We start from the raw sequence: 12,704 nt of genomic DNA on the forward strand, positions 1-12,704 counted from the left end.
GACCGCTCAGCTATACCTCTTACTGGTACAGAGCGATCCGGACGCCTGCTGATACATCACGCTCCCAGCGCAACGAACGAACGACCGGCGGCATCGGCCACCGGATCACCGCGCGTCTCCACCCGAGCCGCCGCGAACGCCGCCGCCAGCGATCGGCCCGCCTGCAGGTTCTCGTGCAGCGCGAGCATCAAGGGAGCGGTTGCCGGATCGTTCACCGGTACGACGCTCGCCAGGATGCCCGCCGCGCCCAACGGGATCAGGCTGCTGCTCAACCCGAGCAGTTCGTCCGCGCCGACCGGTTTCGCCAGCCCGGAGTCGCAACTCGACAACACCATCCGGTACGGCGCTCTGCGCAGCCGCTCGAAGTCGTACACGGTCAGTGGCCCGTCGTCGAGCCGCAACGACGAGAACAACGGACTGTCCGAGCGGAACGTGCCGTGCGCCGCGATGTGCGCGATCCAGGCACCGTCGAGCTCCCGCAGTACCTTCTCCGCGGTCGCATCGCCGTCCGCGAGCACGGTGGCGTCCGGGTACTGCTTCGCCAGTTGCATGACCTCGGCGCGGCCGGCCGACAGACCCGGCCCGAGCACCAGCACGACCCGACGATCCGACGGCGGCCGCACCTGCCGCGCCCGCAACCAGGTCGCCGCCGACGGCACCACGTTCACGGCCCGATCGGCCAGCACCGGCACCAGCCCCCAAGGCAACGCATGCAACCTCCCCGGCGGCACCATCACCACAGGCCGATCCCCCAACAACTCCTGCGCCGACCCCAGAATCGCGTCCCCCAACCGCACACCCAGCACCTCGAGCGAGGGTCCACCCTGCGCCCGTCCGTGCGCCCGTCCGTGCGCACGGCTGTGGGCGAGGCGGCGGAGACGGAACCGCGACCGCTCGACCTCCAACGCCGCCGCAGCCAACGGCCCGACCTCATGCCTCGTGATCCGCCCGTCCCGCACCACGACCGCATGCAACACCCCGCCAACCTCAACCAACTCAACAAGCACAGTCGCGCCCAACGCCCCCACCAACTCGTCGACGTCGAACCGACTCACGCCCTGGTGCTCACTGCCTTGGGTCCAGAGGGCTCGGTCGCGGACTGCCTTTTCCAGGCGGCGGCGCTCCTTCTCCAGGGACGGATCGGGCGACGCGTCCAGCCGCCGTACGACGTCCCGCAACGCCGCGAGCTCGCCGACGAGCTGCTCGTCGTCGGGCGGCCGCACCGGCGGCACCCCTAGCGCCGTCGCCCGCCACCGCTCGCCCCAGCTCAGCAACCGCCGCGGATCGTCGCGCCGCAGCGCATCCCGCAACGCCAGCTCCGCCAACTCAGCCCCGTGACCGGTCGCCAACGCCCGCAGTTCGGTCGCGCCCATCGCGAGCCGATGCTCGTCCAGCGCATCCAGCCCGCGCCCGCACGCGGACAACATCCCCCGCACATCACCACGTGCCTCGGCCCGCAACGCCTTCCCCAACCACGCCGCACTCCGCGCGATCGGCGGCGCGTCCTTGCTGTGCCGTCCGGCCAACTCCAGTTGACGATCCGCGGCCCGAGCCCGCCCCTCGGACAACGCCAACCGCCCCGCGAGCAGATGCGCAGCCGACGCCTCGGACGCACCCAACGCATCCAGCCGACCAGCCACCGCACTCACGCGCCGAAGCAGCCGCTCTCCGCGTTCTCCCGACTGATACCGCGCCTCCAGCAGCACCATCGACGAACGCACCGACCACCACTCCCGACGCTGTGCCGAGAACAACCGCCGCGCCCGATCCGCCCGCTCCCGCGCCGCCGCCGGATCCCCGGCCGCCAACGCAGCAGTCGCCGCCGCGAACCACAGCTCCCCGCGTTTGGTCGCCGTACCGCCCTCGGCCGTGATCGCCTGATCCATCTCGGCCAGCGCCTCCGCACTGAGCCCGGCCGCGAGCAGCACACCGCACCGGTCGATCGCGAGATCCGGCCACACCACACCCACCGCCGCGAACCGTCGGCCCGCTTCGTCCAGGTACCGCAGCGCGGCCGGCAGATCGCCCCGCGAGTACGCGACCAAGCCCCGATTCTGCCGCGCCTCGGCGTACTCGAACTCCTGCCCGGTCGCGGCGTACAACTTCTCCGCGACCGCAAAATCAGCATCCGCCCGCAACGTAGAGCCCAAAGCGAGCTGGATGAATCCGCGATAGTTCCGCGACCGCGCCTCCCAGACCTGATCGCCCGACCGCCGCAACCGCGTGATCGCCGAGCGCAGATCGTCGAGCGCCTCGCGATGCCGCCCGAGCACCAGCAGTACGTCGGCCCGCCGTAACAGCACCCGCCCGGTCAGCGCGCCGCGGCTGAGGTCGACGGCACGATCGAGCCGCGCGAGACCCTCCCGGCTACGCCCCGCCCGGCCGAGCGTTGCGCCCAGCGTGGCAAGGACATCCGCCTGCCGCTCCGATCGCCCGGACTGTTCCGCCAGCCGCAGCGCGGTGCGCAACTGGCGGACCGCTGTCGTCACGTCGCCGAGCTGCCGCAGGCCGATGCCCCAGGCCTGATGCGCGATCGACGCCTCGACCGCGGGCGGCGCACCGGCCAGCACCGTGCGCGCCGACGCGATCGCGTCGTGCGGGCGCGACAACGCGAGGGGCAGTAAATCTTCTACCGCCCCGGCACTCCCCCCTGCCATCGGCATTCTGGAATGATATCGGGCATTTCGACTGTCCAGGGGGGATGCAGGAAGATGGAAAATCAAACGACCGAACGAAAGTACATTGCTCAGATCGAGCTGATTCTGGCGGCCTTCGAGCGTCAGGTCGAGGTGTTCCCGGAGGACTGGGAGAAGCGGCCGGAGGGGGCCGACTACCTGTACCGGACCGGCGTGGTCCTGGTCCGCGACGAGGACGTTCCGCGTGTCGTCGAGCTCTTCCAGGGCGGACGCCCGGACGAGGGCGGGATCGGCGGCGTCACGCGGCTGCTGCTGCCGGACCGCGTGCCGCCCGAAGCTCCGGAGGATCGTTCGCTCACCCAACGATTCCTCAAGTACGCCGACCTGCGGCTGGGACGCGGCGTGGTCACACCGGAGCACCTGTTCTACGTGACGCCGAGCGTCAGCCCGTGCCCGGCGACCGAACCAGAAGTTGTCACACCAGGCGCTCCGCCGGATCCGGTGCTGCCCACGCCGTTCCTGCCCGCGGGCGCCGCTGACGGTCGCGGGGTGAAGGTCGTCGTACTCGATGTGGGCTGGTCCGACGCGCCGGCGGCGTACTGGCTGAACGGTGTGACCGGTGATCCGGAGAACGCGTTCGACGGTTCCGGGCACATCCGGCCGTACGCCGGGCACGGGACCTTCATCGCCGGGGTGATGCGGGCGATCGCGCGCAACGTGGAGATCGTGGTGAAGAGCTACTTCACCACGGCCGGTGCGATCTGGGAGTTCGATCTCGCGCAGGCACTGGACGAGATCCTCGATCTGGCGCCCGACATCATCAGCCTGTCGGCGGGCACCAGGACGCGGTTCAACCTGGCGCCGCTCGCTCTGGACGTCTTCGTCCAAACCCGGCTGAACCGCGTCAACGGCCTCACGCTGGTCGCCGCCGCGGGCAACGAGTCGTCCCGGGACTACTTCTGGCCGGCCGCGTTCCCGGAGGCCGTCGGCGTCGGGGCGCTGGCGGACAACGGGCGGGACCGGGCGTCGTTCAGCAACTTCGGCGGCTGGGTCGACGTGTACGCACCGGGCGAGCACCTGGTGAACGCGTTCCTGACCGGCGACTACGAGTGCAGCGAACCGCCGAACACCGGCCAGCTGCGCTCGTTCGCGGGTATGGCCCGCTGGAGCGGTACGTCGTTCGCGACGCCGCTCGTGGCCGGTCTGATCGCCGGCCGGATGTCGGTCACCGGTGAGAGCGCCAAACAGGCGGCAGACGCGCTGCTGGCGTTCGCGCTCACCCAGCCCGAGCCCGGCACCGGGCCGGTCCTGCGGGCCGGCGACGCGCTCGCGTCACTCGGCCAGAGCTAACGCGCAGCACTGATCACGCGCTGGCGCGGTGCGGATCTCCGGCCCGACCGTCCGGATTCTCGCACCGCGCCAGCTCCCCCTCTGCGTGCCCCGCGCCGCCCTCCCCCCTGCAACGGCCCGAAGGCTTCCCCCCACTTCTGCGGAGTCACCCTCGGTGCAAGTTGATACACCCGGTTATCAAGAAAGTTTTCAACGGCTGGGCGGCTGCGGCTGCTCACAGAGGAACGGCGCGCGGTGACCGCCGGAGTGGTAGCTGTACTGCTTCCCGCCGGCCTCGAGAACCGTCCGGTTCCCCGGCACCAGCGCCTGCGTGTAGTACATCCCCGGCTCCGGGCAGCCGAGGCTGCCGTCCGGCCAGGTGACGTCCTCGGAGCTGACCACGGTCACCTGCGCCGCCTCCACGCCCAGCCGCTTGGCAAGGTCAGTCTTCGCTTGGTCAACCACACTGCCGCTTGCGCTGCTGCTACTACTGCTGCTGCTCGGCGTCGTCATCGACGGTTGTCCTCCAGTCACAGATTCATTGCCACACGCAACCAAAAGCAGGGCTGCCGCCAGTACGGTCGTCACACTGCGCATCACCATCACCTCCCACAGTAGACGCCGTCGCCGGCCGGTTCGTTGCAGACCTTCTGTTCAACTTCTGTTTGCCGTCCGTCAGCCGTCGCCGTGAAGGATCGCGGCAACGTCCCGTCCAAGGAGTAAGCCCATGTCTGTCGATCGTCGTTCCGTCCTCCGAGGTGCCGCAGTCGGCGCCGCCGGGGTCGGTTTCACCACCGTCGGCGCCGTACCGACGCTCGCGGAGGCCGCGCCGGCCTCGCACGGCGACCGCTCGCCGTTCCCCCAGCACAAGCCCTTCCCGCCGCTGCTGGACGACCCGAAGGGCATCCTCGCACTGCCGGCCGGGTTCAAGTACAAGGTCGTCACGCACGCCGGTGAGACCACGCTGAAGACCGGTCAGCCGACGCCGAGCTTGCACGACGGTACGGCGGTGTTCAGCGCCGGATCCGGCCGCTACCAGCTGATCCAGAACCACGAGATCGGTGCCGCCAACGCCCTCGGCGTACCGCCGATCGAGGGCACCGTGTACGACACCGGCGTCGGCGCGGCCGGCGGCTGCACCGTCATCGACGTCGACAAGGACGGCACCAACCTCGGCGAATGGGTCGGCATCTCCGGCACGCTGACGAACTGCGCCGGCGGCCCGACGCCCTGGGGCACCTGGATGACGTGCGAGGAGACCGAGAACAAGGCCAACGGCACCACCCGGCTGAAGGACCACGGGTACGTCTTCGAGGTCTGGGGCGACGGCAAGACCTCGCACCCGGTGCCGCTGAAGGCGCTCGGCCGGTACGCCCACGAGGCGCTCGCGATCGATGAGGACCGGACCCACGTCTACCTGTCCGAGGACGCCTCCGGCCCGAACGGCACCTTCTACCGCTGGTCCGCGCCGCGCGGCTACAAGCTCGGCCCGCGCAGCTGGCAGGACCTGCAGAACAAGGACTTCGGCACCCTCGAGGCGCTGGCCATCCTTGGTGACGACGGCAAGCCGATCCCGGACGTCGCGTACCTGACGTCGGCCCAGCTGCTCCGCCCGTTCCGGGTCGCGTGGGTTCCGGTGCCCGACCGCGACGGCGCCACGACCTCGGTGCGCAAGCAGTTCACCGACGGCCAGATCACCCGCGGCAAGAAGTTCGAGGGCGTCTACGGCACCAAGCAGGGCGTGTACGTCGTGAACTCGTACGCCGAGTCCGGCACCGCCGACCTGCCCGCCGACGCGGTCCCGCACGACGGCATGGTGTGGTTCTACAACTACGACGCCGAGACCATCCAGCTGGTCACGTACTTCCCGGACAACGCGGCCGCCGATCTGGGCCCGGGCGCGAAGTACGACGACTACAACTTCGACAGCCCGGACAACGTCACCGTGACGCCGTGGGGTTCGCTGGTCCTGGCCGAGGACGGCAACGCCAGCAGCCACGTGCTGAGCGCGACGCCGGGCGGCCCGGCGTACGCCATCGCCCGGAACATGCTGAACGACTCCGAGTTCACCGGCCCGACGTTCTCCGCCGACGGCAAGGTGCTCTTCGTCAACATCCAGACGCCGGGCATCACGCTGGCCATCACCGGCCCGTGGCGCGACTACCTCGGCTGATTGCTTCGAGCAGGGTGAGCGATCGGTCGTCCGGACCCATGCGCACCTCGTTCATCAAGTAGGAGTAGGCGGTCTCGCGACCCGGCCAGGCGCCGTGTCGCGAGCCGCCCGCTCCGGCGTGACCGAAGGCATCGGGCTCGGCGCCCATCCGCCCGTCGCCGGTCTGCAGTTCGTAGCCGGCGCCGTACGCCATCGGGCTCCCCCAGTTCGGTTCGGTACCCCGCCGGATCTCGCGGCGCCCGAGCTCGACGCTCTCCGGGGTGAGCACGCGAACACCGTCCACCTCGCCGAGCATCGACGCGTAGAAACGCGCCATCCCGCGCGCCGTCGCGTAACCGCCGACTGCGGCCAGCCCGGCGGTGCGGTACTCGACGCTGTTCCAGATCTTCTCCGAGCCCGGGATCCACAGCGGATTCGGCCGGTTCAGCTCGCTCCACGGGCCGTCGACGAGAACGCCGTCCGGAGCGACCATCGTCGCCGCCCGCCAGTGCAGCTCCTCCGGCAGGCCGATCCACACCTCGAGCCCCAGCGGTGCGGCGAACTCCTCGGCGAAGAAGCGGCTCACGGTGCGCCCGTCCACCCGCCGTACCAGCTCGTCCAGCAACCAGCCCCAGGTCACCGCGTGATACATGAACCCGGCGCGCGGATCTGACGCCGGAGCCTGCGCTGCCAGGTGCGCGGCCATCACGTCATGCTCGAAGAGATCGGCGTACCCGGCCTCGACCCACGCCAGCCGGGCCTGGTGGGACAGCACCTGCGCGACCGTCGTACGTTCCTTGCCCTCGGCACCGAACTCGGGCCAGTAGCGGCTGACCGGATCCTCCAGCTGCAGTTGGCCGCGCTGTGCCAGGAGCAGGATGCACGCGCTCGTGAGGCCCTTGGTCCCGGAGAACATCAGGTGCACGGTGTCGCGATCCCACGTCCAACCGGTGTCCGGATCGGCTGTCCCGCCCCACAGGTCGACCACCAGTTCGCCCCGGTGGTACGCCGCGAACGCCGCGCCCAGCTCGCCGCGCTCGGTGAAGTTCCGCTGGAACGCCTCGGCGACGTCCTCGTATCCCGCTGCTGTCCACATGGATCTGATAGTACCGATCGTTCTTAACTTGGTCCAGCTCGGTATGGTGGAGCGTGGAGGTGGTGACCCGATGCCGGTCAAGGCGGGGGAACGGCTGGATCCCGAGGCGACGAAGGCCCGGATCCTGAAGGCGGCGGCGGACGTGTTCGGCCGGCGCGGGATCCATGCGGCCGGGATCAACGAGGTCGTCGAGGCGGCCGGCGCGTCCAAACTCACCATCTACAAGAACTTCGGCTCCAAGGAAGGTCTGGTCGAGGCGGTCCTCACCGACCGCACGCAACGGGTCCGCGCGTGGCACCACGAGGCCGTCGAGCAAGCCGGCGGGGACGCGAGAGAGCGCGTTCTCGCGGTCTTCGACCTGGTCGCGAGCTGGTACGCCGAAGCCGGGTTCCGCGGCTGCGCGATGATGAACGCGGCCACCGAGGACCGCGGACACGATGGCGCGCCGCGACGGCTCGCGCAGGACCATCTCGCCTTCTACCGTTCACTTTTCGAGCGACTGCTGAGCGAGGCGCGTGACCCGAAGGCATCGGCGCGGCAGCTGGTCGTCGTACTGGAGGGTGCGACGCTGATCAGCGCGGTCGACCAGGATCCCGGGCTGGGCGCGGAGGCGCGGGTCATCGTGGAGACCCTGCTCGACGCGGCATTCTGAGCAGTACGCCGACACAGGCGAGCCCCGCGCCGGCTGCGAGCAGGAACGCCGCGCGGAACCCGGCCTGCTCGGCGACGAACCCGCCGAGCGGACCCGCCACCATCACGCCGAGATCCCAGAACGACGTCATCACGCCCATCGACACGCCTGGCCGCAAACCCCGCACCCGATCCAGCGTCATCGAGACGCACGCCGGGTAGACCAACGCCAGCCCGACCCCCGCCAGCGCGGTCGAGATCGTTGCGCCCACAGGCCCGTTGGCCTGGGCGATCCCGACCAACGCGACGATCTCCACGGCGACGGTCGAGGCCGCAACCACGCGCCCGCCGTACCGATCAACCAACGGACTCCCCACAAACCGCACCACCAGAAACGCCGCTGCAAACACCGCCAGCGCAACGCCGTCGACACCGATCCCACCGGCCCGCAACCGCAACACCAGCAACGCCGCCACCGTCCCATAGCAGTAAGCAGCCAACCCAACAACCACCCCCGGCAACGGAACGCCGCGCGGCACCAACTCCCGGACCCGCGCCAACCGCCCACCACATCCCGACTCGCGCCGTGTTGTCAGGACCAGGGCGGCCGACGCGACGGAGAGCGCGACAACCGCCCACCAGACCACCTCGCCACCGTCACCAGCGATCGCCGCCAGCACCGTCGCGACCACCGGCCCGCCAGCCAAGCCGCCCCACATCGACAAGCCGAACCAGCCCGCCACCCGACCACGCTGCGCCACCCGCGTGCCGGCCAGAACCCATGGCAATGCAGCCGAGAACAGCGCCGCCTCCCCCGCACCCATCACCAAACGAGCGACCAGTAGCAAGCCCAGGTTCGGCGCCAACAGTTGCCCCAGGCCCCCAATAGCCGCCAGCACTCCCCCGGCAACGACCACCGGACGCGACCACCCCGCATCGGCCAACCACCCCGCGACCGGCCGCCCGCACGCAGCCGCAAGAAACGCGATCCCGACCGCCGTCCCACTCGCCAGCGCCCCACCCCCGAACCTCTCCGGCACGTACGACGGCAACACCTGCAACGCCGCCCCGAACGCCAAATACCCACACAACACCGCCCCCCACAACCGCCCCACCGAAACCATCACCCGAAGATAGTACCGCTCGTTACCATCCCCTCCGAACGCCCCCGCCCGCCCAGAGCGCTCCGCGGGTCATCCTTGAGCACCCACCAACCAAAAACCACGCCGAAAAGTGGTTGGTGGGCGCACAAAGCCGGCCAACTCCGGAGCGGCATCGCCTGCGGGGCACTTTGTGCACCAGATCCGCGCCACCGAGCGCCGAACGCGCGGATCCGGTGCACAAAGTGGACCGGACAACGCGCCGCCGGCCCGCGGTGGTGCGGGGGGTGCGCCGCAAGGAGGACCGGACAACGCGCGAGGGTGGTGCGAGGATCGGGGCATGCCGGTTGATCAGCACCTTCTGCTTGCGTTTCTGGTGACCACGACGATCGCGATGATCACGCCGGGTCCGGACATGTTGTTCATCCTCGGGTGCGGGATGCGCAGCGGGCCGCGGGCCGGTCTGCTGGCGACGGCGGGGGTGGCGACGAGTGAGGCGGTGCATGTCGCGGTGGCCGCGGCCGGGTTGGCCGCGTTGTTCGCGGCGGTGCCGGTCGCGTTCACCACAGTCCGGATCGCCGGCGCGGCGTACCTGGTCTATCTCGGCGTGCAGATGATCCGGCACCGCAACGACGCTGTCGACGAGGGGCCGGCCGGCGAGGCCGCGATGTCCGGGCGGAAGGCGTACCTGACCGGGCTGACCACGAACCTGCTGAACCCGAAGATGGTCACGTTCACGATCGCGTTCCTGCCGCAGTTCGTGGTGCCGTCGCAGGGGCGGGTGTGGCTGCAGTTCGCGGTACTCGGGGCGATCCTGATCGTGCTGGAGTTCCTGGTCGACGGGACGGTCGGCCTGCTCGCCGGGCGGATCGGGAACTGGCTGCGCACCCGCCGTACCGCCCGGCGCCGGATCGACACCGCCACGGGCGGCATCTTCATCGGACTCGGCGTCCGCCTCGCGCTCCTGCGCTAGACCAAGTCGAGCTAAACGAGGTTGAAGCCGCCGGTCCAGGAGGCCTTCTCCCCGACGGCGAGCGTGAGCTGAAGGAACCCGGCGGCCTCGAGTTCGCGGGCGCGCTTCAGCGCGCCGGCGTCGACCGCCTTCAGCCCACCGGCGGACACGACACCGGCCAGCAGCGCCTTGGCATCCGCGTCGTCACCCGCGATCAGCACGGTCGTCGGCTCCGCACCGACCGTCCCGGCCGCGACAGTGGCGGCGAAGTTGGTGTTGAAGGCCTTCAGCACCGTGGAATCCGGAAGCTGTACGGCGAGTTCGGCGGCCGCGGAACCGTCCGCGGGGACCACCAGCGCGTCGAACGTCTCGAAGTTCAGCGGGTTGCTGATGTCGACGACGATCTTGCCGGCCAACTGGTCGGCGCGGTCGGCGAGCACCTGGTCGAAAGCCGGGTACGGCGTCGCGAGGATCACGAGCTCACCGGTGACCGGCTTGTCCTTGTCGGTGGAGTCGAACAGCTCGACGGTGTTGCCGCCCTTGGCGACGACGGCCGCGATCGCCTGTCCCATGGTGCCGCTGCCGATGATGCTGACGTGCGTCATAATCGCTCCTTTTGGTTGTACCTTCAACTATCACGATAGCGCCATTTAGTTGTGGCTACAACCATGTGTGGCAGAATGTTCGACGTGAGCACACGGTGGCTGGACGACGCGGAGCTGACGGCCTGGGTGCGGCTGGCCGCCGTACTCGAGCTGCTGCCCGGTGTCCTCGATTCGCAGCTGCGACGGGACGCCGAGCTGACGCACTACGAGTACTACGTGATGGCGATGCTGTCGGAGGCGCCGAAGCGGACGCTGCGGATGACCGCGCTGGCGCAGCGGACGAACGCCACGCTCCCCCGGCTGTCACATGTGGTGAAGCGCCTCGAGGACCGCGGCATCGTCGAGCGGTTCCCGTGCCCGGAGGACGCCCGCGCCACCAACGCACGACTGACCGCGGCCGGCTGGAAGAAGATCCGCGCGACCGCGCCCGGCCACGTCGAGACGGTCCGGCAGCACGTCATCGACGTACTCACGCCCGAGCAGATCACCCAGCTCGCCGAGATCACCGGCGCGATCCTCGAATCGGTCGATCCCGAGGGCAACCTCAGCGCGGTGTATCGCCGCTGAGGTCCAGCAGCACCTTCGACGCCACGGTGCGATCGGTCGCCAGGTCGAACGCGGCGCGGGCGTCCTCGAGCGGGAACGTGTGCGTGACGATCGGATCGACGAACAGCCCGCCGGCCAGCCACGCGATCGCGGTGTCGAACTCGTGGTCGAACCGGAACGCACCGGTCAGCGTCAGCTCACGCGTCATCAGCAGGCTCCCGGGGAACGCGGTGTCGCCCCCTGGCAACGATCCGACCTGTACGACGGTGCCGCCCCGACGTACCCGCTCCAGACAGGTCCGCAACCCGCCCGCCGTACCCGACGCCTCGATCGCGACGTCGATCTCGTCCGGCCAGTCCGCCGTACCGACCCGAATGGTCTGCGTCGCCCCAACTTCTCGCGCCAGCGTGAGCGGAGCCTCTTGCAGATCGGTCGCAATCACCTCGCGCGCACCCGACTGCCGCAGTGCCGCGACGACGAGCAAGCCGATCGGTCCCGCGCCGGTGACGAGCACCCGCTTCCCGTCCACGGCGCCGTCGCCGGCCTGCCGTACGGCGTGGATCGCGACGGACAGCGGCTCCGCGAGTACGGCGGTCCGCAACGCGAGTCCGTCCGGTAGCACCCGCACCTGGTCGGCCGGGACGATCAGCTCCTGCACGAACCCGCCCTGGATGTGCGGATCCCGCGCCGCACTCCCGAGATAGTTGCTGTAGGCACAGATGTTCCGCCGGTCCTGGAGGCATTCCGGGCAGGTACCGCACGGCGTCGCCGGGTGGATCCCAACCGGCGTACCGGCGGGCAGATCGCCGCCGCTGACCCGCCCGACCACCTCGTGCCCGAGCACCAACGGCTGCCGGATCCGGAAGTCCCCCACCCCGCCGTCGTGGTAGTAGTGCAGGTCCGACCCGCAGATCCCGCCGTACGCGACCCGCACCGCAACCTGCCCCACACCCGGCTCGACCCCCGGGCGCTCCTCGACCCGCAAATCCCCCGCCCCATGCGCCACACACGCGTACACGCACCCACCGCCTCTGCTCTCGCCGTCCACTGACAATAACCATGTATCGCAGCGGCATGTTCGGGCCTCCGTACTTGTAGGGGGAGGAGCTGCCATGAGCAATACGCTTGGGCCACAGCGGAGGCGGAGCACGGCGGTACGGCGGTCTGCGCGGCGGGCGATCGTCGCTGTCAACATCACCGAGGCCGTCGTCGCCCTGCCCTGTCTCGTCGCGGCGTACGGTCTTGCGGAGCAGCTCGTTGCGGCGCAGGAAGTCGTCGGGCCGCACCGGGTTGCGAGCCAGTCGGTCGCGCATCTCGCGATCACGCTGAACATGAGTCTGCTGATCGTCGGCGCCGCCGCCGGGGCGGTCGGCAGTGTGATCCAGCAGAGTATGGCGTTCGCGCGCAGCGCTGCGCCGGACCATCAGGTCGCGTGGTACGTCATGCGGCCGCTGTGGTCGGCCATGCTCGGCTCGGTCTCGGTCATCGCCGTCAACACCGGCCTGCTCAGCATCGGTGACGACAGCACGTCCAGCGCCGCGGTCGCCGTACTCGTGCTGACCGGCTGCCTGGCCGGCCTGTTCACCGACCAGGTCCTGCGCCGCCTCCGCACCATGCTCGACCGCGGCACGCGTTCACGCACCAACTAGGGGGAGAAA

At 69.9% G+C, this 12,704-nt stretch carries 12 protein-coding genes; 6 read left to right on the forward strand and 6 right to left on the reverse strand.

Going from position 1 to position 12,704, the window contains the following annotated elements; all coding sequences use genetic code 11:
- Window positions 1-56: 56 nt before the first annotated feature.
- Window positions 57-2,663: a CHAT domain-containing protein gene (locus ACWF0M_RS27995; RefSeq protein WP_452238695.1), complete on the reverse strand. Its 2,607-nt coding sequence runs from the start codon at window positions 2,661-2,663 to the stop codon at window positions 57-59.
- A 48-nt stretch (window positions 2,664-2,711) separates the two neighbouring features.
- On the opposite strand from ACWF0M_RS27995, the gene ACWF0M_RS28000 reads away from it, so the two are divergent.
- Window positions 2,712-3,986 (forward strand): S8 family peptidase, encoded by a 1,275-nt coding sequence (locus tag ACWF0M_RS28000; RefSeq protein WP_452238696.1) that lies wholly within the window; start codon window positions 2,712-2,714, stop codon window positions 3,984-3,986.
- Window positions 3,987-4,175: 189 nt separating this feature from the next.
- On the opposite strand, the gene ACWF0M_RS28005 is transcribed toward ACWF0M_RS28000, so the two are convergent.
- Window positions 4,176-4,478: a hypothetical protein gene (locus ACWF0M_RS28005; protein WP_452238697.1), complete on the reverse strand. Its 303-nt coding sequence runs from the start codon at window positions 4,476-4,478 to the stop codon at window positions 4,176-4,178.
- Between the two features lie 214 nt (window positions 4,479-4,692).
- On the opposite strand from ACWF0M_RS28005, the gene ACWF0M_RS28010 reads away from it, so the two are divergent.
- The gene (locus ACWF0M_RS28010) at window positions 4,693-6,138 is read left to right on the forward strand and encodes an alkaline phosphatase PhoX (RefSeq protein ID WP_452238698.1); all 1,446 of its coding nucleotides are present in this window, start codon (window positions 4,693-4,695) and stop codon (window positions 6,136-6,138) included.
- Here ACWF0M_RS28010 and ACWF0M_RS28015 read toward each other — a convergent pair.
- Window positions 6,107-7,213 carry a serine hydrolase domain-containing protein gene (locus ACWF0M_RS28015; RefSeq protein WP_452238699.1) on the reverse strand — a complete coding sequence of 369 codons (1,107 nt, stop codon included), beginning with the start codon at window positions 7,211-7,213 and terminating at the stop codon, window positions 6,107-6,109. The two genes, ACWF0M_RS28010 and ACWF0M_RS28015, sit on opposite strands and share 32 nt — an antisense overlap.
- 70 nt (window positions 7,214-7,283) lie before the next feature.
- Here ACWF0M_RS28015 and ACWF0M_RS28020 point away from each other — a divergent pair, with 70 nt between their 5' ends.
- Window positions 7,284-7,865: a TetR/AcrR family transcriptional regulator gene (locus tag ACWF0M_RS28020; RefSeq protein WP_452238700.1), complete on the forward strand. Its 582-nt coding sequence runs from the start codon at window positions 7,284-7,286 to the stop codon at window positions 7,863-7,865.
- Here the strand turns inward: ACWF0M_RS28020 and ACWF0M_RS28025 are convergent.
- The gene (locus ACWF0M_RS28025; RefSeq protein WP_452238729.1) at window positions 7,831-8,967 is read right to left on the reverse strand and encodes an MFS transporter; all 1,137 of its coding nucleotides are present in this window, start codon (window positions 8,965-8,967) and stop codon (window positions 7,831-7,833) included. The two genes, ACWF0M_RS28020 and ACWF0M_RS28025, sit on opposite strands and share 35 nt — an antisense overlap.
- A gap of 316 nt (window positions 8,968-9,283) precedes the next feature.
- On the opposite strand from ACWF0M_RS28025, the gene ACWF0M_RS28030 reads away from it, so the two are divergent.
- Window positions 9,284-9,916, forward strand: coding sequence for a LysE family translocator (locus ACWF0M_RS28030; RefSeq protein WP_452238701.1), 633 nt, complete (start codon window positions 9,284-9,286; stop codon window positions 9,914-9,916).
- 11 nt (window positions 9,917-9,927) lie between these two features.
- Here the strand turns inward: ACWF0M_RS28030 and ACWF0M_RS28035 are convergent, their stop codons facing one another.
- Window positions 9,928-10,500, reverse strand: coding sequence for an NADPH-dependent F420 reductase (locus tag ACWF0M_RS28035; RefSeq protein ID WP_452238702.1), 573 nt, complete (start codon window positions 10,498-10,500; stop codon window positions 9,928-9,930).
- Between the two features lie 84 nt (window positions 10,501-10,584).
- On the opposite strand from ACWF0M_RS28035, the gene ACWF0M_RS28040 reads away from it, so the two are divergent.
- A complete protein-coding gene (locus tag ACWF0M_RS28040) occupies window positions 10,585-11,067 on the forward strand; it encodes a MarR family winged helix-turn-helix transcriptional regulator (protein ID WP_452238703.1) in 483 nt (160 codons plus the stop codon).
- Here ACWF0M_RS28040 and ACWF0M_RS28045 read toward each other — a convergent pair.
- The gene (locus ACWF0M_RS28045) at window positions 11,045-11,995 is read right to left on the reverse strand and encodes an L-idonate 5-dehydrogenase (protein ID WP_452238704.1); all 951 of its coding nucleotides are present in this window, start codon (window positions 11,993-11,995) and stop codon (window positions 11,045-11,047) included. The genes ACWF0M_RS28040 and ACWF0M_RS28045 overlap by 23 nt on opposite strands.
- 163 nt (window positions 11,996-12,158) lie before the next feature.
- On the opposite strand from ACWF0M_RS28045, the gene ACWF0M_RS28050 reads away from it, so the two are divergent.
- Complete coding sequence (locus ACWF0M_RS28050; protein ID WP_452238705.1) at window positions 12,159-12,695, forward strand: hypothetical protein; 537 nt, start codon at window positions 12,159-12,161, stop codon at window positions 12,693-12,695.
- Window positions 12,696-12,704 lie beyond the last annotated feature (9 nt).

The organism is Kribbella sp. NPDC055110 (assembly GCF_053607525.1).

What these genes read in the sequence shown, in the direction of transcription:
- ACWF0M_RS28020 (WP_452238700.1), top strand. Translation starts at nt 7,284, where the DNA reads ATGCCGGTCAAGGCGGGGGAACGGCTGGATCCCGAGGCGACGAAGGCC.
- ACWF0M_RS28005 (WP_452238697.1), bottom strand. Translation starts at nt 4,478, where the DNA reads ATGACGACGCCGAGCAGCAGCAGTAGTAGCAGCAGCGCAAGCGGCAGT.
- ACWF0M_RS27995 (WP_452238695.1), bottom strand. Translation starts at nt 2,663, where the DNA reads ATGCCGATGGCAGGGGGGAGTGCCGGGGCGGTAGAAGATTTACTGCCC.
- ACWF0M_RS28010 (WP_452238698.1), top strand. Translation starts at nt 4,693, where the DNA reads ATGTCTGTCGATCGTCGTTCCGTCCTCCGAGGTGCCGCAGTCGGCGCC.
- ACWF0M_RS28035 (WP_452238702.1), bottom strand. Translation starts at nt 10,500, where the DNA reads ATGACGCACGTCAGCATCATCGGCAGCGGCACCATGGGACAGGCGATC.
- ACWF0M_RS28025 (WP_452238729.1), bottom strand. Translation starts at nt 8,967, where the DNA reads ATGGTTTCGGTGGGGCGGTTGTGGGGGGCGGTGTTGTGTGGGTATTTG.
- ACWF0M_RS28050 (WP_452238705.1), top strand. Translation starts at nt 12,159, where the DNA reads ATGAGCAATACGCTTGGGCCACAGCGGAGGCGGAGCACGGCGGTACGG.
- ACWF0M_RS28000 (WP_452238696.1), top strand. Translation starts at nt 2,712, where the DNA reads ATGGAAAATCAAACGACCGAACGAAAGTACATTGCTCAGATCGAGCTG.
- ACWF0M_RS28015 (WP_452238699.1), bottom strand. Translation starts at nt 7,213, where the DNA reads ATGTGGACAGCAGCGGGATACGAGGACGTCGCCGAGGCGTTCCAGCGG.
- ACWF0M_RS28030 (WP_452238701.1), top strand. Translation starts at nt 9,284, where the DNA reads ATGCCGGTTGATCAGCACCTTCTGCTTGCGTTTCTGGTGACCACGACG.